The 22089-nt window shown below is 33.8% G+C and carries 21 protein-coding genes, 1 pseudogene and 1 riboswitch; of the genes and pseudogenes, 15 read left to right on the top strand and 7 right to left on the bottom strand.

Annotated features, from left to right (window positions below):
• Window positions 1-74 precede the first annotated feature (74 nt).
• From pgsA to OPR42_RS01325, 8 genes are all read left to right on the top strand, one after another.
• The gene (pgsA, locus tag OPR42_RS01360) at window positions 75-617 is read left to right on the top strand and encodes a CDP-diacylglycerol--glycerol-3-phosphate 3-phosphatidyltransferase (protein ID WP_006012406.1); all 543 of its coding nucleotides are present in this window, start codon (window positions 75-77) and stop codon (window positions 615-617) included.
• Between the two features lie 99 nt (window positions 618-716).
• Window positions 717-1673 carry a hypothetical protein gene (locus OPR42_RS01355; protein WP_007302576.1) on the top strand — a complete coding sequence of 319 codons (957 nt, stop codon included), beginning with the start codon at window positions 717-719 and terminating at the stop codon, window positions 1671-1673.
• Between the two features lie 67 nt (window positions 1674-1740).
• Entirely contained in the window at window positions 1741-2427 is a 687-nt protein-coding gene (gene bamD / locus OPR42_RS01350) for an outer membrane protein assembly factor BamD (RefSeq protein WP_010404795.1), read from the top strand.
• Window positions 2428-2434: 7 nt separating this feature from the next.
• The gene (locus tag OPR42_RS01345) at window positions 2435-3175 is read left to right on the top strand and encodes a YebC/PmpR family DNA-binding transcriptional regulator (protein WP_264687196.1); all 741 of its coding nucleotides are present in this window, start codon (window positions 2435-2437) and stop codon (window positions 3173-3175) included.
• Window positions 3172-4230: a M23 family metallopeptidase gene (locus OPR42_RS01340; protein ID WP_264375469.1), complete on the top strand. Its 1059-nt coding sequence runs from the start codon at window positions 3172-3174 to the stop codon at window positions 4228-4230. The genes OPR42_RS01345 and OPR42_RS01340 overlap by 4 nt, the downstream gene beginning before the upstream one ends.
• Window positions 4214-5083 (top strand): SPFH domain-containing protein, encoded by an 870-nt coding sequence (locus OPR42_RS01335; protein WP_264687197.1) that lies wholly within the window; start codon window positions 4214-4216, stop codon window positions 5081-5083. Before OPR42_RS01340 ends, OPR42_RS01335 begins: the two co-directional genes overlap by 17 nt.
• Before the next feature lie 76 nt (window positions 5084-5159).
• Window positions 5160-5262: riboswitch (TPP riboswitch) on the top strand.
• Entirely contained in the window at window positions 5251-5535 is a 285-nt protein-coding gene (locus tag OPR42_RS01330; RefSeq protein WP_017532519.1) for a SemiSWEET family sugar transporter, read from the top strand. It overlaps the preceding riboswitch by 12 nt.
• Window positions 5507-6187, top strand: a complete 681-nt coding sequence (locus OPR42_RS01325) for a thiamine diphosphokinase (RefSeq protein ID WP_319606746.1) — start codon at window positions 5507-5509, stop codon at window positions 6185-6187. Before OPR42_RS01330 ends, OPR42_RS01325 begins: the two co-directional genes overlap by 29 nt.
• Window positions 6188-6626: 439 nt before the next feature.
• Here the strand turns inward: OPR42_RS01325 and OPR42_RS08870 are convergent.
• From OPR42_RS08870 to OPR42_RS01315, 3 genes and pseudogenes are all read right to left on the bottom strand, one after another.
• Window positions 6627-6716, bottom strand: a pseudogene (locus tag OPR42_RS08870) (WPE palindromic element domain-containing protein); the annotation flags it as partial.
• Between the two features lie 199 nt (window positions 6717-6915).
• Window positions 6916-8547: an ankyrin repeat domain-containing protein gene (locus OPR42_RS01320; protein WP_265041579.1), complete on the bottom strand. Its 1632-nt coding sequence runs from the start codon at window positions 8545-8547 to the stop codon at window positions 6916-6918.
• Window positions 8548-8625: 78 nt separating this feature from the next.
• Window positions 8626-9774, bottom strand: a complete 1149-nt coding sequence (locus OPR42_RS01315) for a Bcr/CflA family efflux MFS transporter (RefSeq protein WP_265041578.1) — start codon at window positions 9772-9774, stop codon at window positions 8626-8628.
• A gap of 149 nt (window positions 9775-9923) precedes the next feature.
• Between OPR42_RS01315 and ubiE the strand changes: the two genes are divergently transcribed.
• Both ubiE and OPR42_RS01305 read left to right on the top strand, forming a co-directional pair.
• Entirely contained in the window at window positions 9924-10622 is a 699-nt protein-coding gene (gene ubiE, locus OPR42_RS01310; protein WP_265041577.1) for a bifunctional demethylmenaquinone methyltransferase/2-methoxy-6-polyprenyl-1,4-benzoquinol methylase UbiE, read from the top strand.
• A 175-nt stretch (window positions 10623-10797) separates the two neighbouring features.
• Window positions 10798-12498, top strand: a complete 1701-nt coding sequence (locus tag OPR42_RS01305) for an ABC transporter ATP-binding protein (RefSeq protein WP_265041576.1) — start codon at window positions 10798-10800, stop codon at window positions 12496-12498.
• Between the two features lie 331 nt (window positions 12499-12829).
• Here OPR42_RS01305 and OPR42_RS01300 read toward each other — a convergent pair whose 3' ends face one another.
• The gene (locus OPR42_RS01300) at window positions 12830-13096 is read right to left on the bottom strand and encodes a hypothetical protein (protein WP_019236943.1); all 267 of its coding nucleotides are present in this window, start codon (window positions 13094-13096) and stop codon (window positions 12830-12832) included.
• Between the two features lie 157 nt (window positions 13097-13253).
• Here OPR42_RS01300 and OPR42_RS01295 point away from each other — a divergent pair, with 157 nt between their 5' ends.
• The 3 genes from OPR42_RS01295 to argS all read left to right on the top strand — a co-directional run bounded on the left by OPR42_RS01295 (window position 13254) and on the right by argS (window position 16788).
• A complete protein-coding gene (locus OPR42_RS01295) occupies window positions 13254-13859 on the top strand; it encodes a hypothetical protein (protein ID WP_265041575.1) in 606 nt (201 codons plus the stop codon).
• Window positions 13860-13944: 85 nt separating this feature from the next.
• Window positions 13945-14910: a hypothetical protein gene (locus OPR42_RS01290; protein WP_265041574.1), complete on the top strand. Its 966-nt coding sequence runs from the start codon at window positions 13945-13947 to the stop codon at window positions 14908-14910.
• Window positions 14911-15081: 171 nt separating this feature from the next.
• Window positions 15082-16788, top strand: coding sequence for an arginine--tRNA ligase (gene argS / locus OPR42_RS01285; RefSeq protein ID WP_265041573.1), 1707 nt, complete (start codon window positions 15082-15084; stop codon window positions 16786-16788).
• A gap of 62 nt (window positions 16789-16850) precedes the next feature.
• Here argS and ccmA read toward each other — a convergent pair whose 3' ends face one another.
• Complete coding sequence (gene ccmA / locus OPR42_RS01280) at window positions 16851-17474, bottom strand: heme ABC exporter ATP-binding protein CcmA (protein ID WP_064085635.1); 624 nt, start codon at window positions 17472-17474, stop codon at window positions 16851-16853.
• Between the two features lie 3 nt (window positions 17475-17477).
• The gene (locus OPR42_RS01275) at window positions 17478-17909 is read right to left on the bottom strand and encodes a hypothetical protein (RefSeq protein WP_264682413.1); all 432 of its coding nucleotides are present in this window, start codon (window positions 17907-17909) and stop codon (window positions 17478-17480) included.
• Between the two features lie 436 nt (window positions 17910-18345).
• On the opposite strand from OPR42_RS01275, the gene OPR42_RS01270 reads away from it, so the two are divergent.
• Together OPR42_RS01270 and OPR42_RS01265 are read left to right on the top strand one after the other, a co-directional pair.
• Window positions 18346-20007 carry a hypothetical protein gene (locus OPR42_RS01270; protein WP_265041571.1) on the top strand — a complete coding sequence of 554 codons (1662 nt, stop codon included), beginning with the start codon at window positions 18346-18348 and terminating at the stop codon, window positions 20005-20007.
• A gap of 435 nt (window positions 20008-20442) precedes the next feature.
• Window positions 20443-20565, top strand: coding sequence for a hypothetical protein (locus OPR42_RS01265; protein ID WP_264376075.1), 123 nt, complete (start codon window positions 20443-20445; stop codon window positions 20563-20565).
• A gap of 160 nt (window positions 20566-20725) precedes the next feature.
• Here OPR42_RS01265 and tnpC read toward each other — a convergent pair whose 3' ends face one another.
• Entirely contained in the window at window positions 20726-22078 is a 1353-nt protein-coding gene (gene tnpC, locus OPR42_RS01260) for an IS66 family transposase (RefSeq protein ID WP_264330462.1), read from the bottom strand.
• Window positions 22079-22089 lie beyond the last annotated feature (11 nt).

Here is a 22089-nt window from a genome sequence, read left to right as displayed (position 1 = left end):
GAATGTTCAACTATTAGCTTGTGAACTCTATTGTACTTCTGTATAAATTTATCTACTACGTAGGGTGATGTGACATGCTTAAGAAAAACGTGCCTAATTTGCTAACAATTTCTCGTGCGCTCGCAATACCGGCAATAATATCAAGCTTTTATATAGAGAGTAAGTATGCAAGTCTAATAACAATATTGATCTTTATGTTTGCGTGCATTACAGATTTTTTTGATGGTTATTTAGCGCGTGCATGGAAAGTCCAATCGAATTTTGGCAAGTTATTTGATCCAATTGCCGACAAGTTAGTAGTAGCTTCAACAATAATCATGCTAGTTTATAAGCATAAGATAGATGATATTACAATTATACCGTCAGTTATAATTGTTTGTAGGGAGATATTAGTTTCAGGCTTGCGGGAGTTCTTGATAGCTACAAACGTTAGTTTACCTGTGAGTAAGGCTGGGAAAATTAAAACATTTTTGCAGATGGTTGCTATAGTAGCGTTAATAATGAGTGATTATGAAGCAACTAAATATATAGGTGTGGTTTGCTTATGGGCTGCGGCTGTTATGACTATGTGGTCAGGCTATAATTACGTTCTAGCTGGCATCAAACAGATTGACTAAATTGCTTAAGAGTATACAAAGAAAGTTAATAATTTCATAACATTGACTTAGTAATTAAAATCCTATATAATGTATTAGTTCATAAGTTGGTCTGTTCATATGACTAGTATTACAGGCACTAAGTTTTTTTTAAAAAGATCCAAAGGTAAAAAAGGTGCTAAAATGGAAGATTTTTTCTGGGATTTTTGGCCAACAGTTGATGAAGAAGTCAGAAAAGAAAGAGAGGAAGAAAAAAGCAAAAAGCTCGAACAAGAACTATTAACACTAAAAAAAAGAGAGCTACATAGGAAATGTGTATCATTGGTAACAATGGTTCCATTTGCATTATTGATGGCAATTGAGCTCGAAAAAACATGTAGCGATCAGGTATTACTTGGCCTTATAAGCAGCTCATTAGGCCATACTATATTACCTTTCACAGTCTTATCCCTTATTTGCACGCTATATTTAATTTATAATAATAGAAAAATAGCACAAAAAGAACGAGAATTGGAGAATATTGAAAGTGGGAAAACAGTAGAAAAAGAAAAGAGAGACCTTCCTTGTACCGTTGATGATTACTTTAACTATGCTGATGCTGCTTTAGTTACATTAGTTATTGTGGCTAGCATAGTAGGTGAAGCATTGGAGCAAGGAATAATAGGAGACGTAGCTTTTTCAATTTCTAGTCTATTTTACTTTGTAGCGAGTGCTACTTTCTGCTATCGCGAGTACAAGAAAAGTAAAAAATATGAAGTAGAAAAAGAGCAAGACTTTGATGAGAAGTTTGAAAAAAAGACAAGCAATATGTCTTCAGCTAAGTTAATGCTCGCTGGTTCTTCTTTATTACTAATCAGGAAAATAATATTGATTTCTGGAGTAGCATTAGCATCATCTGCTGTTGGGCCTGCTTTAGGTCTGGTAGGTATTGCTCTTTTGATGGTAGGAAGTGGATTGATCACACATTCTTATAGTAGAAAGCTAGAGAACGTAGAAGTGAGTGGAAAGGGTGTTGCAATAGGTGGTGGTGCGAGCAATATAGGTAATGGTGGCCAAGAGACGCTTTTCGTTCGATGATAATGCCAAAAATTTGTTTATTTAGGTAATATTTAGTCTATACTTTATTTTGATCAAAAAAAATCTTATGTATAAGACTTTAATCATATGCTTTTTTCTTCTGACTTGCCCCTTCACGCAGTCGTATGCGAATGATCTTGAACACACTGAAACTGAACTATATGAGGAGGCAGTTAAGCTTTATGATCAGAAAAAATATAAGCAAGCTATTAGAGCATTTCAAAAGATAGAGGATTTGTATCCTTTATCTTATTGGGCAATGAAAGCCAAATTATTGTCTGGGGTTTCTCACTATAATATGGGTAAATACAGCGGTGCTGCAAGTGATATGGATGATTATATATACGTTTATCCAAATGGTGAAGATTTGCCATATGTATATTACTTAAGAGTATTATCTTATTACATGCAAATTAACAAAGTGCAGCTTGGGCAACAAATTGCATATAAAACTTTAGAGCTAGCTACTGAATATATTAATCTTTTTCCGAATAGCGAATATATAGAAGAGATCAAAGAAAAAGAAAAATTAATCACAGAACATATATCAAAAAAAGAGTATTCTATTGGTGAATTTTACCTAAAGCGTGGTGAATATTTAGCAGCAATTAAGCGTTTTCAAGATATGATAAGCGATAAAGATTCTAAATATTCTTCTAGAGTTATTAGTTATTTAATAACAGCTCACTTAGCTCTTGGCCTTGACTTAGAAGCTGAGCAGTATGAAAATATGTTAGTAGAAGGGGTGAATTAGTTTTCTTATGGCTGGTCATTCACAGTTTTCAAATATAAAACATCGAAAAGGTGCTCAGGATGCAAAGCGCTCGCAAAAATTTACGAAGCTCATTAGGGAAATAACAGTTGCTGCAAAACAAGGGCTACCTGATCCCGAGCTTAATCCACGTCTTCGCTCTGCTATCTTTTCTGCGCGAAAGGAAAATCTACCAAAAGATAAAATAGAAACAGCAATAAAAAATGCAGCTGGTAACGTTGCTGGAGAAAGTTATGAAGAAATACAATATGAAGGCTGCGGACCTTCTGGTGCTGCACTTATTGTCCATGCTCTGACAAATAATCGCAACCGAACTGCTTCTGAGATACGTTATATCTTTTCTCGCAAAGGCGGTAATTTGGGAGAAACAGGATGTGTGAGTTACCTTTTCGATCATGTAGGCTTAATTGTCTATAAAGCAGAGGGTATAAATTTTGAAGATTTATTTAACTATGGAATTGAATTAGAAGTATTGAATGTTGAGGAAAATAACAAGGAAGAATTATATGTTATAACTTGTGAAGTGAAAGATTTTGGTAGAGTGCGTGATGCTTTCTATACAAAATTTGGAGAACCAGAACTTGCTCGTCTTTCATGGCAACCAAAGGACCTGATTGAAGTGAGCGACAAAGAATTAATTGATAAATTATCTACATTAGTTGAAGAGCTAGAAGATAATGATGATGTGCAGTATGTTGAAGGTAATTTTATTTTTGCTGATAAACTATGAGGCTGGTAATACTTCCACTGCTTTGTATTTTACCAGCATATGCAACTGAAACATTTGCGCAGAAATACTATTGTCATTCCAGTGCCCAGACACTGGAAATTGATTGTAAACAGCACGCTATACAACATTTTCGATTAAAAAACTGTTCAAGCACTGGAATAACAGAAAGCAACCTAAACCACTTTCCAGCGTTACTTCAGCACGGGATCAGGAAAAAAAAAGCTGCTTTGGTGACAGAAAGTGATAGAAAGTTGTTATTCATATCCAGTGACATAAAATCCTCTTTTTTTGACGCAGAAGGTTTGGCGCCAAATACAGTAATGAGATTAATCGACATATATAAAGGTTATGGTGTAGATTTTAAAAAAGACATTGTGCCCAAAAGCAAATTGGAGGTGCTGTGTGAAAAATCACTCAGTAATCAGAAGGCTGAAGAAAAAATTTTATATACTTCACTGACAACAGATAAAAAGGTCATTAGCTTGTATCATTATGAGTCACAAGAAGCAAAAGAAGTGTATTTTAATAAAGAGGGGGTAAGCTTGAAGAGTAGCGAAATTTTTGTAAATCCTTTAAACGGAGATTTTCGTATATCCTCAAATTTTGGTAATAGAAAGCATCCCATTCATGGTAAAATTGCTTTTCATAAAGGAGTAGATTATGCAGCTAAACTTGGCACTCCTATACACGCCACTGCAGAAGGTGTAATAGAATATATAGGAAAGAATGGTGGCTATGGGAATTACATCAAAATAAAGCACAACAATAAATATTCAACTTGTTACGCACATATAAGCAAATTTAGTAGCGATGTAAAGTTAGGCTCTAAAGTAAAGCAGGGACAAATCATTGCTTATGTTGGCAGCACTGGTGTTGCAACAGGACCTCATTTACATTATGAAGTTATATATAATGGTAAACATATTGATCCGCTTACGATAGCTCATGGCAATGAGATAAAGTTGCCTGATCGTGAATTAAGAGAGTTTAAATTATTTGTAAGTAAGGTAGATGAAATAATCAGCAGAGAGGGTGCAAGTGAAAAAGCAATCTGATGAAGACAGTACAGATAAAAATACAATAAATGATAGAAATCTAAGTAAAATTCGGGCTTTTCCTGTACTAATAGCGCTAGGGTTAATTTTATTGGTACTTTTTGTGTATGACAGCACAATTGCACTTGGAGTTGCTGCTGTTTCAATATTGACTTTTTCTCAAGGATTTTTCGTTAATGATCCTAATGAAGCAAGAGTGATAGAGTTTTTTGGTCATTATATTGGAACTTATTTTAAGTCTGGAATATGCGTAACGCTTCCATTTTCGAGTAAATATAGAGTTTCTTTGAAATTTCAGAATATCAATACAGAAAAAATTAAAGTTAATGATGCTAATGGAAGTCCGATAGAGATTTCAGTAGTAATTGTTTGGAGAGTGAGCAGTCCTGCGAAGGCATATTATAATGTTAATAATTATCATGATTTTGTTTTTGTGCAAAGTGACTCGGTAATTAGAGAACTGGCAAGTAATTATCCGTATGATAGCGAAAACGATGAGGAATCTTTGCGTAAAAATTCTGATAAAATTTCAAATGAATTGAGATCAATGCTACAACAAAGATTGAATATTGCTGGAATTGAAATTACAGAAGCGAGAATATCGCATTTGGCGTATTCATCTGAGATTGCACAAGCAATGCTGAGACGTCAACAAGCACATGCCATCACCTCTGCAAGAAGGCATATAGTGCAAAATGCAATAGGAATTATCGAAGAAGTAATAGCCCATTTTGAAAAAAATAAAAGCTTACAATTGGATGGAAAACAAAAGGTTCAATTGATAAACAATTTGCTAGTTGCTCTGATCTCTGAGCAGGATGCACAGCCGACTATTAGTTTGGATAATAATTAGCATAGAAGCCGATTGGGTTTCATGAATGCAAGTCACTGTTAATTTCTTGATTAATAGACTAAATGATGTTATAAATTACACGCATTAGGGGTGCTCTAAAAAAGCTGAGAGTACATAAAGTACAACCCTTTGAACCTGATCTTGTTAAAACAAACGTAGGAAAATGTATGTATATAAATATTGAAGAATGCTTTGGCTTCATCGCGTTCATTACATCTCTCATTGGGTTATTGCCTCAAGTATATAGAGCATATATCACAAAACTTACTCGTGACGTATCGATGCTAATGTTGGTGAATTATCTTATTTGTTCATCATCTTGGCTTATTTACGGTATTTGTCAGGGTTTAACTTTTGTGATACTCAGTAATATTGCTGGATTAGTGATCAGTATAATATCAATTGTTCAAAAATGTTACTACGATGCAAAAACTGCACGAAGCGTTTTATAACCATATGCTACATTGTAGCGTGGAGCAAGAATATCGTTCTATTGTAGTACTAAATGGAGAAATACCTGATTCATCGTTTTTTAAACAAGATATACCTGTTATTGCTGTAGATGGAGGAGCAAATAAGCTTCTATCAATTGGCGTAAAACCTGATCTTGTAATAGGAGATTTGGATAGTATAAATCCGAATTTACGTGCTAATTTAAATACAGTATATCTACCTGATCAAGATTATTGCGACTTTTCTAAAGCAATGGCTCACTTAAAAACAGTAAAGTTATTGCCATCAATAGTAACGGGTATTACTGGAGGAGCAATTGATCATATACTACAAAATATTAACTTTTTTTTAAGTACAGATAGTATCTTTTATATGCCTTCGCCTCCCATGGTGGGGTACGCCTTACAAAAAGGTATTAGCTATTTTTCCTCTTTGCTAAAAAATACTAAAATATCCTTACTTGGTATACCGAAAGCTCAAATATCAACTAAAGGATTACAATGGGAACTGTACCTTAGTAACCTTGCTTTTCCAGGAAAGAATTCTTGCTTTAATCGAAGTTTAGGCAATGAGTTATCTATAGAAATACACAGCGGCGTGTGTTTAGCAATGATATATTTAGAAGCAGTAAATGATGATGGTGTGTATTGAGTTAAAACATTAAGAAAAAAAAAGTAGAAAAACCGTGTTAACACTAATTCTAAAAACTACAGGCGCCTGTTGTTAGCTAAAGTAAAGGTCAAATATCTGGAATTCTGGACATAAAATCCTCCTGTATAAAAAAGATTCAGAATGTACACACAACAGATGTGGCTGAATTTTTATTGAAAAATTGGTTAAAAGGTCTGCAGACCGAGATAGATTTTGAGCTCTCTAAATATCTCTACCATCATTATAATGGCATCTTGAGTATGCGGAAGCAATTTTTTCATTAAAATAAAAAATTTTATTCTACAGCGAATAAAAAGGAGTTTGCTAATTTTCATACTGATCGGATTTCACTACTCAAACCTAGAAACTTTAATGTATCAAGGTATCTGTTCAGGGGAATGTGCAAGTCATTTCTCCCTTTCTTGTCATTCCAGTCACAGCTGTACGAACATTGTGGTTTGTGGGCAATTCGCGTAGCAGACGGTGTCATTCCAGTGCTTGACACTGGAATCCAGCTAAGTTGGTAAACACTTTACAACGTTTTGGATGGAACTCTGTGAAAGGACTGGATGCCAGTGTCAAGCACTGGAATGACACCATTTGCTGTGCAATTTACCTGCAAAAATGAATGTTCGTACAGCTGTGTGCTTGACGCTGGAATCCATTATACTCCGTAAATTTAATTGGTTTCATGACATCAACTTTTGCATTCCAGTTATGCAAGAAATCTATTGTATAATATTATTATCACCCTCTTGATAGTTTGTTAGCTCCTCTCTTCCTGAGTTACTTGGTGCAATTATTTGATCAGATTCAGTTGATGGTTCATCAGATCCAAACAACCATGAAAAGAAATTACCAAAAAATGACCCTATTAAAGAAAAAGGCTTCATAAATATACTAAACAAGTTACTAAAAAAAGAACTTTCTGTCTCTGTAGATTCTGGAGTAGAAGCAGCATAAGCTTGTACATCTGTTTCTTCTATGCTTTCCTCCTCTTCCTCTAAATCATCTACTTGTCTCTCTCCCTGTTGTGTATCAGTATCCTCCTTTAGATTTCCTTCATTATCTTTCGATTCTATAATGTCATCAATTTTTTCTTTGGCTTTTTTTAATAGAGTTTTTATTTCTTCTGTGCTAGCTAAATCTAAAGGAGTATTTCCATCCTTATCTGCTAAATTAATATCTATTTCTTTTATTTTCAGTAGGGCTTCTACTACTTTTATATCGCCACTCATAGCAGCATAGTGTAAGGGAGTCCTTTCATATAGATCTTGTGCATTAACATTTGCTCTTACTTGTATTAGAACATTTACTATCTCCAAGTTTTCTTTGTGAACAGCCCAATGTAAAGGAATCCTTCCATCTTTGTCCACTGCATTAACATTTACCCTTGCTTTTATTAGAGCAATTACCATTTCAAAGTTCTCCTTTTGAATGGCATAATATGAAAGAGTCTTTCCTGTTTCATCCGATATATTAACATCTGCTCCTTTACTTATTAGGTGTCTCACTTTCTGAACATCACCTTCTTGAACAGCCTTAAGTAAAGCAGCATTTATTAATGGCACTTTTATTTCTTCGTCAATAGCTAAATCTAAAGGGATCTCTTCGTTTTTACCTGTTATACTAACATCTGCTTCTGCTTTTATTAGAGCCACTACTATCTCTTTGTTGTTGTTTTGAGCAGCTAAATGCAAAGGAGTCTCTCTGTTTTTATCTCTTATATTAAGATCTGCTTCTGCTTTTATTAGAGCTACTACTATCTCTTTGTTGTTGTTTTGAGCAGCATAATGTAGAGAAGTCTTTTTGTTGTTATCTTGTGCATTAACATTAATTTCCTTGTTTCCTAATAGGGCTTCTGCTATTTTCACATTGCCACATTTTATTTTAGCATTAGCATGCCGATCCCAATCCCAATAATTATTTACCTCATCTTGATTTGATATATCATGGTAGCACATTTCAACAGCCAAATGTAAAGGAGTCTGTCCTTTATCATTTTTTGCATTAACATTTGCTTCTTTCTTTAATAGGTCTTCTACTGCTTTCAAGTCGCCAAGTCTGGCAGCCAGATGTAGAGAAACCTTACAATACTCAGCTTTTACTTCTTCGTATTTATTTAACACGTGGCGTTCTCGAGAAGAGTCATAAGCAATAAAATCTGCTCCATTATCTAATAGAACTTTTGCTATATCAGAATGATTATTTTTAACAGCCCAATATAGAGAATTACCTTGAGATCCATCATATGCATTAACATCAGCTTCTTCAATTATTAGGCGCTTTGCTTCATTAAGATCACCTCTTTTAGCAGCATCAAGTAAAGCAGCATCTATATTTCTGATTGAATAATTCATTTAACACTTCTCTATAAAATTGCATTACCATAGTAAGGTAGTTAATAATTCATGAAATCTGGGTTGTAGAAATAATGATTATCCTTCGTGTTTTTCAGTATATTTAAGTAAACTATATATAAGAATTGCAATTATAGAACATACAACTGTTAATAGTAAATTTGGTAAAATGCCATAAGAAAAGAATTTTCCTACTATGTATATTCCAACAGCCCCAAACATCATATTGCAAAATGAGAGAACTGCACTACCAAGCCCTATACTTTTGACTGTTTCTAAAGCAGAAGTTACGTTATTGCTGATTACGAGTGCAAGTCCTATATTGCTTGGAATCCAAAGAACTTGAAGAATAAGTACACTTAACTTGTTTGTGAGATAAAAATATACCAATAAACCATCCGATATCATCGGTAATACCAAACCTATTATTAACATCTTGCTCACTCCTATTTTTGGTACGTACCTTCTATTAATTAAAGTTCCAATTATGTAAAATATAACTATGATTGATATGAGATAGCCAAAATATTGTACTTCAACGCCCATTGATTCAAATATGAACGGGTAGTTAGCAATGTATGCCCAAAGCCACATGAAAGTTAATCCATGAATGGCTGAAAACCCAAGGAAACGATAATTCTTAAATATTAATATATACTGCTTGAAGATATTAATACTGGCTTTACTTTTATTTACGGTCAGCGTTTCTTGTAGCTTCAAGTAAATAAAAATGAGCATAATAATTGCGGCAAGTGATATGATAAAAAACAAAAACTTCCAACTATAACCATGTGAAATTATATAACTGCCTACCACTGGAGCTATTCCAGGTGAAAGTGCTACTATCATATTTAACTTTGAGATTACTCTTGAGTATTCACTACCTGAGTACATATCCCTGATTGCTGCATATCCGACAACGCCTGCAACACCAGCTCCAGCCCCTTGTATAAACCGGATTAATATTAAAAGTATAATATTATCAGCTATACAACATACAATACTTGCTAAAGTAAAAATTGTCATACCAATCAGCATTATTAGGCGCCTGCCATAATAGTCTGACAATGGGCCATAAATTAATCCAGATATTGCAATTCCTACTAAATTTAAACTGATCGTAAGCTGCGCTATATTACCTTTCACCTTAAAATAGTTGGCAATACTTGGCAATGCAACTGAGTATAAGTCTGTTGCCATATCAACAACTGCTACAGATAATATCATAATAAGGGAGATGATATTTTGTGAAAAAGCTGTCGACACTAATGATTTACTGGATTAAATATGTTTAATTGTAGTATATTTTTCTCATTAGTATATTAATTTAACTGCTAAAGTTTAAAATAATTATGTAAGCAATCTCTATATAAAATATGGATAAATCACAACTAGTTAAAGAGGTTTTCGATTCTGTAGCAAATTGCTACGACATCATGAATGATATAATGAGCCTTGGAATGCACAGGCTATGGAAAGAGAAGATGGTAAGTAGTGTGAATTTTAAAAAGCACTCCAAGGTTTTGGATATTGCTGGAGGAACAGGAGATATAGCTATAAGAATAGCAAGAGGTGAACCAAGTGCTCAAGTTACAGTATGTGATATAAATCAAAACATGCTGGACAAAGGGCGTGATAAAGCAATAAATTCAAATCAGCTAAATTTCAATTGGGTATGTGCAAATGCAGAGAGCTTACCATTTGAAGATTCTGAATTTGATTATTATACAGTAGCTTTTGGTATTCGAAACTTTTCTGACCGTAAAAAGGCTTTAAGTGAAGCATATAGGGTACTAAAGCCAAATGGACAATTTGTCTGCTTGGAATTTGCCCCTATGCATTATCAAAATGAGATATTCACCAAATTTTATGACTTATACTCATTTAAAGTAATTCCTAAAATTGGTAGCATAGTTGCTAAAGATAAGGGTTCTTATGAATATTTAGTGAAAAGCATCAGAGAATTTCCAACTCAAACTAATTTTAAAATGGAAATTGAAGAGATAGGCTTTAAGAATGTTGAGTTCTATAATATGAGCTATGGAATAGTAGCATTACATATTGGAACAAAATAAACTCTGGTCTATTCAGTAGTTTTTTTTGCTAACTTTCTGTAATTTCGCAGCGTTTTTCCTTCAGTAGAAATCAAGCTAAAGTTTCTTGAACGTATTGCTCTAACGAAGTACACTGTAAACTAATATTGTAACTTTTTCCTGAAGCTAAAATCTATATAATTAACTTAAAAATAAAATGCGATCTAACATTAAGCAGTTATTTTATTATATAAAACCTAATCTACATTATTTTACCGTAGCTTTTATTGCAGTTCTATTTTCAGCTTTAACGATTCTTCTTTTTGGTAGGGGCTTAAGCAACATAATTGATTCTGGCGCAGAGCATAACTTTACTACCAAGCTCGTAGTTTCAATACTGATAGTTTTAGGCATTTCTTTCACTGCATTTATTCGGTTATATTTCATTGGCATTGGCAGCGAAAAAGTTATCGCAAGAATCAGATACGACTTATATAGCAGTATCACTGACTTGCAACCAAGTTTCTTTGAAAACACAGGCGTACAAGATGTTATCTCAGCACTCATTACTGATACCTCTGCGCTGCAATCAATAATAAATAGCAGCCTACTCACCATATTGCGAAATTTTGTAATATTAATTGGCAGTGTTGCCATGTTATTATATACAAATCTACATTTAACCGCATATGCAGCTGCAATAATACCCATACTGCTCATTATCATGACTTCACTTGGAAAAAAAGTTCGCAATTATGCACGCTTTGCTCAGGATAAATTAAGTGAGCTTGCATCATTTAGTGAGGAAAATTTTAGATCTATAGTAACCATTAAATCATTTGTACTAGAAGAAAATGAAAAAATTCGTTTTCAGAAACATCTAAACTCAGTATCAAAATCATACGTAAAATTAGTACTCTTGCGTGCTATTTTAGTAACTCTAGTTATCACGTGTGTGATAGGTTCGCTAGTTATTTTGCTTTTTTTTGGAATAAAAGAAGTCTTAAGTAATAATATGACCATTGGAGAACTCTCCTCATTTGTGTTTTATTCAGCGCTTGCGGCAGGAGCTATAAATAATTTGAGCGATAATATCAGTGATTTACAACGAGGTCTTGGAATTGTAGAGCGTTTGTTTGAGTTTACGAACATGAAAAGCTCTATAGTAAATGGCGAAAATCCTATAAGAATTAATAGTATTCAAAAAGAAATTGCGTTTAACGATGTAACATTTTTTTATGCTGATAAGCCAGCATTAAATAACGTATCATTTTCTATAGAGGCAGGCCAATCAGTATCAATTGTTGGACCATCTGGCAGTGGCAAGAGCACCATTTTAAAGCTTCTGCTCCGTTTTCACGATCCAAGTGAAGGCAGTATTACTATCGATGGACAGAATATTAAGACAATTGCGCTAAATGATCTAAGATCGCTGTTTGGCTTAGTACCACAAGATCACATGATATTTTCTTGCTCAATAATGGAAAATATACTATACGGCAAACCGGGTGCTGAATATGAGGAAGTCAGGCGAGCTGCTATCAGCGCTTATGCGATGGAATTTATTGATAAGCTGCCGGATAAATTTGATACATTTGTAGGAAAAAGAGGACTAAAGCTTTCCGAAGGACAAAAGCAACGTATTATAATAGCAAGAGCAATACTGAAAAATCCTCAGGTTTTAATACTGGATGAAGCAACCTCTGCCCTTGATTATAAAAGTGAAAACCTAGTGCAAAAAGCACTGAGCAAGTTAATGCAAAACAGAACAACAATTATAATTACGCACAGGCTATCAACCGCACTCAAAACTGACAAGATTATAGTGATTAATTGCGGGAAAGTAGAAGAAGTAGGAACTCATGATTCTCTAATGAGTAAAGATGGGCTGTATGCAAAATTGGTGAAGATAGGGTAGAAATTTAAATCATAATGTTGTTAACATGCTAGATTTAGCAATCAAGTTATGAAATCTTTAATTATTTTAATTTATAATGACATCATAGTATTTTTTAAGGATCGTTATGTTTTACAATAGTCTACCAAAACTACAATCTATGGTTAATAGTTTGCCAGTACCAGTATCGAACACAGCTTATAATTTGCCAGTATCAGGCTTACAAGCACCGGTATTAAATATGCCTTATAATTTACCAACAGCTTTACAAGCACCAGTATCGAATTGTGCACAATCTTGTCCACCTACATTTGTACCTTGTGCTACTAATTCGTGCCATAATCATTTTAACTCATATAATAGCCATTATGACATATATCATAACCCTTATTGTGAAACATTTGATTATTTTTGCTAAGTTTGGATCACTTACAAATATATGTGCTGCCACTCTTGCTACACGTACTTCGAATAGCACATGGGAAACCATGTGCTTCACATTTTGCTTAAAAATATAATAAACAGATGCTTGCTTGTCATTTGCAGTGGCTATAGCAGTTCTACCAAAATTAACACAACTAATTTGACTACTGACAGCTTTTTCTTGAAATCTTAGCATTATTTTGCTGTGGCAAAGCTTTTTAGTTTCAATATCTCCTATGTTAAAGTCGTATTTAAATGTATTGTATTTGTATATGCTAATTTTAACATTGGAGTTATGAAATCGTTAACTTCTGTATCTTATAATAGTAAGATAGTTATTTTTTAGGATTTTTATGACTTATAATTTTTCTTCATGTATAGACCCTTGTACTTCCGCACGTAAGAGCTTGATGATTGATCCACGGCATCATCATAAATTCAATCCATGGTGTCATAACTTTGATCCATCTGACTATAATCGATTTAACCCGTACGATAATGGACTTGAGTTAAATATACAGCTTCCCGATATAAATATACCATCTTGTCCACCTGCTCCTGCTTGTCCACCTGCTCCTGCTTGTCCACCTGCTCCTGCTTGTCCACCTGCTCCTGCTTGTCCACCTTGTCCACAAGTTAAACCTGAACCTGAATCTAAAACAGTCGTTGATTTTTCAAAGCTTGCAATAACGGTTAACCCAATAACTGATGATATCCTTGATGTTAAGACCAAAGATCCAACAGGCTACAAGTTTAAAGAGTGTGCAAAGATTATTCAGAATTCTAAAAATAATCTTAAGGTTGTAGATGGTAAACTTGCGGGTAGCTGTGAAGACAATTCTGAATGTGATAAATGTGTAGAAATAATAAACGGTTCTATAATAGATTCTCAAAGTGCTGCAGCCTTTCTTTCTACCTACAATATACCAGCGCTAGAAGGAAATATTTATTTTCTATAAAAGTAATACAATGTGTGTATTGTTAGTACACACATTATTCTATGTTTAATTGTTTGATAAATTTATTTACTGATGGAGTTATTTTATGTTTAAAAGCGCCTATCCTCATCCAATGCCAACTAATATATGTTCTGTAAATGATATGGTAAGAGTTAATTTGTTTACAAAGTTGGATGATTGTAAAGTCAATAAGAGTAAGTTGATTCATGATAAATGTGGTAAAGATCTTGAGTGTAAGATTGATGATAACACTATGAATGAACTGAAAAAATGTTTTAAGTTTGAGATTGATGATAAGACTAAGAATGAGATAAAAGAAAGTATTAAGACTGAACTAGAAAAAGGTCTTAAGTTTGAGATTAGTGATAAGACTAAGAATGAGATAAAAGAAAGTATTAAGACTGAACTAGAAAAAGGTCTTAAGTTTGAGATTAGTGGTAAGACTAAGAATGAGATAAAAGAAAGTATTAAGAATGAACTAGAGAAAGGTCTTAAGTTTGAGATTAGTGGTAAGACTAAGAATGAGATAAAAGAAAGTATTAAGAATGAACTAGAGAAAAGTCTTAAGTTTAAGATTAGTGATAAAACTGAGGATGATAAAACTAAGGATGATAAAACTGAAGATGATAAAACTAAGGATGATAAAACTGAAGATGATAAAACTAAGGATGATAAAACTAAGGATGATAAAACTGAAGATGATAAAACTAAGGATGATAAAACTAAGGATGATAAAACTAAGGATGATAAAACTGAAGATGATAAAACTAAGGATGATAAAACTAAGGATGATAAAACTAAGGATGATAAAACTGAAGATGATAAAACTAAGGATGATAAAACTGAAGATGATAAAACTAAGGATGATAAAACTGAAGATGATAAAACTAAGGATGATAAAACTGAGGATGATAAAACTAAGGATGATAAAACTGAGGATGATGGTGACAACCTGTCGACAACTTCTAATAATCTAGAAAACTCTTACTACTCTGAAATTCAAAATGAGCTACTTTCTTCTTATTCTCATTCCGGCAATGACTTGGTATAACTACATTTTTCCTGGCTCACTTGAGCAAGGAAAAGCTTATATTAGAAATAATATACAATTAGTATCTGGACCAGGAATTACAGAAAACTGCAATGTAGATTACATTAGATAAACCTTTAACTAGCCCCACTTATTCGCTATACTGCTATAGATTTTACAGCAGTATAGTGAATGAACATTTTTAAACAGGTTGCCTCTCTAATCTTTAGTAAATTAAATGAGTTGAAGCAAAGGGGTGTTATAAGTACGAATGCAACAAACTTTATTGTAGAGCCTCCGAGCAATAGAGCACATGGTGATATCTATACAAATGTTGCTATGGTGCTTGCAAAACATGAAAAAAAGAATCCAGTTGAGATTGCAGGGATCTTAGCAGAAGAATTTAAATCTTTTGATGAAGTTGCAAAAGTGGAAATAGCAGGTCCTGGGTTCATCAATATGCACTTGAAAATGGAAGTATGGCATGGGATTTTAAAACAAATAAATGAGCTAAAAAAGGAGTTTGGCACTCTCAACATTGGAAACAATCAGGCCATCAATGTTGAGTTTGTATCTGCAAATCCAACCGGTCCACTGCATATTGGTCATGCAAGAGGGGCAGTGTTTGGTGATGTTTTAGCAAATTTGCTAAAGAAAGTTGGTTATAAAGTTACTAAGGAGTACTATATCAATGATGCTGGAGCGCAGATAGATACGTTAATTCGGTCAGTATATTTGCGGTATAAGGAAGCTCTGGGAGAGAAAATTAGCATCGAAAAAGGTTTATACCCAGGTGAATATTTAAAGCCAATAGGGAAGGGGCTAGCTAAAAAATATGGAAAGGAGCTTAGAGCAGAGGAAGATAACCAGATAATTAGAGAATATACTTTAAGTTCTATTTTAGAACTCATAAAGGAGGACATGAGCTTGCTTGGAGTCAATCATGATATTTTTACTTCAGAGTATGAGCTACAAAAAAATGGCAAAATCGAAGAGAGTATAAAGATATTGTCTGACAAGGGTCTAGTGTATGAAGGGTACCTGGAGAAACCAAAAGGCAAAGAAAGTGAAAGTTGGATTTCCAGAAAAGAAATGTTATTTTGCTCTACAAAATTTGGTGATGATGTTGACCGCGCACTAAAAAAAGAGGATGGTAGCTGGACTTATTTTGCATCGGATATTGCTTACCATTTTGATAAGATATCACGTGGTTTTAACAATATGATCGTAGAGCTCGGCAGTGACCATGGCGGTTATATTAAAAGGCTTAGAGCAGTTGTCTCTGCGCTCAGTGATGATCAAGCAAAGATAGAGGTAAAACTGCATAATATTGTGAATTTCTTCGAAAATGGCAAACCTGTTAAGATGTCGAAAAGATCAGGAAATTTTCTTACAGCTAGGGATGTAGTGGAAGAGGTTGGCAGGGATATAACTCGTTTTATAATGTTAACACGCAAGAATGATATGGTCTTGGACTTTGATTTTGCTAAAGTTAAAGAACAGTCAAAAGACAACCCTATTTTTTATGTGCAATATGCGCACGCCCGTGCTCATTCGTTAATGCGTAATGCTCCAAAAGAGCTCCCAACAGCAGACCCTTCACTTTTAAAGACAGATGGGGAGCTATTCCTCATAAAAACCTTAGCAAAGTGGCCAGATGTGGTAGAAATATCTGCAAGGCTTTGTGAGCCACATAGAATCACTTTCTACTTACTTGAAGTTGCAGAAGCGTTTCACGTTTTATGGGGATATGGCAAAAGTGATTTAAATATGCGGTTTATACTGGAGAATAACTTAAATTTCACCGCTGCAAGAATGTTTCTCGTCCAAGCCTTAGCACACGTCATTGCTTCTGGACTTTCGATTTTTAATATAGAGCCTTTGAAAGAGATGAGTTAATTTTAATGCGTAATATTAAATGTGATAATAAATTATTGATGTAAGTACAATAAGGCCAAAAATTATACAAGAGGTCTGTTAAAATCACGTATGTCGATTGTCTTGAAGTCACACAATTGTTCTGTAGAGCTATGTCCTGTAATAATTACTGTACCGTTCTGCTCAGAGCGTATTGAGATTAGGTTCAATACTAATTCACATGTTGTGCTATCAAGATTACAGAATGGTTCATCTATCAGCCAAATGTTTGCATTAGAAATTAAAAGGCGAGCAAGCGCAACTCTTCTTTTCCAGCCTGCAGAAAGTTCACCATATCTAATGTTAAATACAGGCTGCAACTCTAAACAATAAGCAGCTGCCATAACTGATTCTCTAGTGTTCCGTATTCTTGCCCAGAATTCTATGTTTTCACCAATTGTTAAACTATCTTTACAGGCGTTTTTATGTCCTACGTAAACCATGGAAGATATAAAGGATTTTGGATCATCATATATGTCTTTTCCGCAGTATCTTATATTGCCTGATACTGGTGGTAAGAGTCCAGATAAACTTCTGATTAAGCTGGTTTTGCCGCTACCATTTGGACCAGTGATTAAGATTTTTGATTTTGGCTCAGCTTTAAAATTGAGGTTTTTAAATAATACTTTGTTATTACGAGCACAGGATAGATTTTTACATTCAAGCATGGATTATCTGCCTTTTCCTTTATATTTACCCTTAGTTGAAGACTGAGCTTTTATAAATAGCTCCCAAAATCCTTTCTTATCACCTTCTCTGTTTATCAATTGTGCAAAATGTTTCATTAAACTATTACCCATCATAACCATCTTTGTCCATTTACCTAACGGTTTTGCTATATCAACTATTTCTAGATCTTCTTTGTAAACTTGCATATTCTTTTGTTTCTCCCTTAGCATTTCCTGTTGTTTCATCAACTCTTTTTGCTTATTTTTTTGATACAATTCATTAAATCTTCTATTTTCTTCCCACTCTTCTTTGAGAACTTTTAGAGGAAATATAATTTTTCTAATATGATTTTTGTATATTTTTCTCAAAAAGAGAAATACTGCAATTATAGTAAGTAATATCGTGCTATATGTAATGATTTGTCCGAACGGCATTTTTATACTCAGCTTATTGGCAAGCGGTATTTACAATTATACCATAACTATAGAAATTTTACAATTTTTTTCTGGATAAAGATAGTAGACTAAAAATTTCTAAAGAACAAAAGCAACGTATTTACGTACAGGCTATCAACTACTACACTCAAAACTGACAAGTGATTAATCATTGGAGAGTAGAGGAATCACGGCTCTCTAATGAATAAAGATGGACTGTGTCAAGCTGGTGAGTAAGGTGGAAATTGAAGAAAATCTAATTGTTGGTTATCATGCTAGATCTACAATATAAGTTATAAAATTTTTAATCATTTTGGCTTATAATAATTTCTGATTTAACCTTAGATTTCCTGAGCTGTGGTTTCTTTTACCCATGTTGAATTCCTAGCTTTTATACTCTAATTTAATTCCAGTTTTGACTATATAGGAGGTCACAATGTCAAACAATATCTATAGCAATCAAGTTAATAATAGTAATTTATATGCCAACAAACTTTTTTATGGTGAAGAGGGTGAGCAAGTCGAAAATCTAGGAGATCAGGTTGCGGGAAAAGAGGATGATAAATCAGAAGAAGATTTACTTCGTGACTGTAGAGATGAAACTAAGAAGGCAAAAGATAAGTTAATACAGTGTAAAAAAGATGCTGTGGAATCACAAAGAAAAATTACACAATTAGAAGCAGAAGCTAGTGAATTAAAGTCACAGTTTCAAGAAGAAAGAGAGAAGGTAGAACAAACTAAGAATGAAGCTAAGGAAGCAAAAGATGAGTTAATACAGTGTAAAAAAGATGCTGAGAAGATGAAAGAAGGCTCTGAACAGGCAATTAATCAGGCAAAGTATGATGATGCTCAAGCAGAAGCTAAACAAGCAAAATTAGAAGCTAAGCAAGCAAAATTGGAAGCTAAGCAAGCAAAATTGGAAGCTGAGCAAGCAAGAATAGAAGCTTTGAGGTGCGAAATTGGACAAGAGAGAGAAGAAGTTATGCGGTGTAAAATTGACAAGGTAAAAGAAGAACTTATGCAGTATAAAATTGACATGACAAAAGCAGAGAATAAGTGTTATAAAAAAGCAGCTGAAGAATGTAAAAAAGAGAAAGGAAGTGATAAAGAAGAACTTATACAGTGTAAAATTGACACGGCAAAAGCAGAGACTGAGTGGTATAAAAAAGAAGCTGAAGAATGTAAAAAAGAGAAAGGAAGTGGTACAGATAAACCTTGTCCCAATGGAGGAGGTGGAACTAATGTAGTCAAACCTGTTACTAATGGAGGAGGAGATGAAACTAATGTAGTCAAACCTGTTACTAATGGAGGAGGAGATGAAACTAATGTAGTCAAACCTGTTACTAATGGAGGAAGGGATGAAAATAGAGAAATTACGTCTCAAAAAATAACCCCAGATTGTAGCAAGGAAGAAATTTGTGGATCTTATGCTCGTTTTTATGGAGAAAATGCAAAGATAGGTTATCAAGGTTTTAATACATCTGATTTATTAAAGAATTTGTATTCTGAGATGTACGGTAATCCTAAAATTGCACCATATATAGAAAAGGGAGCAGAGGGTGGTTATGGTGCAGTAAATTTTAAATTTGCCTTTACTGATACTCTTAGTTCAATAGGCTACTTTAGTGATATAAAATGTGATAAATGCATTAATAGTCCACAAGAGTTAGCGTGTCAAGAAGAAGGGATTAAGAGTTTCTGCTACTCTAACGAGTACTATGCTACTAAAGAATGCAACAAGAATTTTTTTTCTAGAGAATCATGTCCTGATCTCGTTAAAGAGTTAGGTGAAATAAGTGTTATGAAAGCAAAACAAGTTGCACCATTGATACTTGTTAATAACTCAGGACAAATGATAGATAAAGAGGGCAATAACACTCAAATACACTATAATTTATTAAAGCCTTATCTAAAGGCTAATGGTAAAATCAAGGACTGTGGAAATGACCAAAAGTGTAAGGATTATATTCCAATCATGAAGAAAGTTGCATGGGATACTGATAAGGAAGTACTGTTAAAAACTGTTTTTGATGATATGCAAAGAGCGAGTCCTTACTATGAAGATAATCCTGTTTCTGATGATACTAATTTTATATAAGACTAAATGTTTTCTGGGCTTTTCAGCTCAGAAAACACTTTTTTAGAAAAATAGAATTGGTGACCTTACTCAAAAAAAAGTAGAGAAGAAGTTTTTGTTGTGAGAATAAATTTAGCAGAGTTTATAATATAATATTTAAGTTATTTATGATAAAAAATAGATTTCTTGCATAACTAAGCGTCATCCCAGCTGGGATTTAGCAAGAAAATCTAGATTCCAGCGTTACGCGCTGGAACTCTTTAAATTCCAGTAGTGCAAGAAATCTAATTTCTACGTGTTTAAATATGGAAGTTCTAGTTTGTTGAACAGAACGTTGAGAAGTATCAATAAGAAGCTCCCTTTTGAGTAAACTTTTCTGCAACGGGGGAGTGTTAAATAAACTGTGTCAAACCGAGAAGTAAAGTAATAAATTGATAAAAAAATGGAGGTTTGACAATGAGTCAAGCAAACAGAACTACCGGTTTGGTAGACTATAAAGAATTAGAAACAAATATCTTATCATCTATACGAGAAGGAAGATACCGTCTTGTCAGTCAACAAGAAAATTATAGAAATTGAATCTTAAGCTGTATTACGAAATCAAAAAATACTTTCTATCAACATATACACTAACCAACTACATTAAATAAATTTGTGTAAAATGCTATTTTACATAAGATAGAAAGTACGCATTTTTTGATTTTAAAGTACTAAATTCGTATCCGTTCAGAGGTGTGGTTTAAGAAACAACAGCTAGCAGGTTTTGAAAAGGGTTTAATTCCTTTTGTTTCCAAGTCAGATACAACGAAATTATCCGCTCAAGAAATCTATTCCCTCGCTCTGACTGTGCAAAATATGAATTCTTACGATAGACAACATAATGCCGTATCTGTCGCTCAACATGGTTATTCGTTAATGGAATATTCTCTGGGTCATCCAAAAATGTCCACATCATTGACTCGGATTTTATAATACCCTTTACCGTTCGTGAAGCTCCTTTTGCTTCAAGTATATAAGATATTTTTATCATGCAGTACTGTATGTATCTTCGTAATTCTTTAGCTTGCTTAGTGAACTTTGAAATACTAATTTCATTTTCTGACAAAGCGTTTTTTAATACAAACAATCCATTAGCTGCGTCTTTTAAACAATGGCCAAGTCTCATTACTTCACTATTCCAACTATGAGATAACCTCTCGAAATTTCTCAATAAGTGAGCCCAACAAATTTGTCGTTTTTCATCACTGAAGTGGTTGTAAACTGCATATCTGTCAGTAATTACCAGGTTTTTGTAATCACAAAATGCACTATTCTTTAAAAATTTCATTCCTCTTGTATCTGCTAACTTCATAAGACTTGCTTTATTGTTGGCAAACATCCAGCACCATCCCAATTTGCCTTTGTTGTAGTGACTGGTTTCATCAATATGCAAAATTTCGCTTGCTTTTATTTCTTCCTCTATTTGTTCATAGGCTTCTTTACATTTTGACGAAACCCTTGCTTCACTATTGGACACACTACCAACACTTATACTCATGTTAAAGATGTCTTTCATAATATTCGCTATTTCTCGCTTTGAATTCTTATAAAACCCACTTAGTGATGCAACTACTGACTTAACTCTAGGACCAAAGGTATCCGGTGTAACTCCTTCTGGTAATTTGCTACTCCTTCTTTTTCCGCATTTACGACAGCGACCATGTTCTAATTGATACTCAACTACGTAAGGCTTAATTTCTGGTAAATCAACTTTTTGATAGACATATGGTTTTTCCGATATTGCGATTTCTTCACCACACTCGCATCTATTTGGTAACTCTACCTTCACCACCTCATCTGCTTCCATTTTAGCTCGGCAATTCCCCTTATGTCCAACTTGACCACCTATCTTCCTGCCGCCCTCTGACTTATCTTCTGGTGTGTCTTTTTTTATTTTGTACAGCTCTTTTGAACTTGGTAAAGATGAATTCCTTGAGTTTAAGCCGAGTCTCTCTCTTAGTTCAGCATTCTCTATTTCTAAGATTTTATTTTTTTCTTCAAGCTTTGCTACTTTCTGCTCTAAGTTTTTACATAACTCTACAATACTGATCAACAATTGAAGCA

The organism is Wolbachia endosymbiont (group B) of Melanostoma mellinum (assembly GCF_947251465.1).
Taxonomy (GTDB): Bacteria; Pseudomonadota; Alphaproteobacteria; order Rickettsiales; family Anaplasmataceae; genus Wolbachia.
This window is presented reverse-complemented; position numbering and strand designations above follow the sequence as displayed.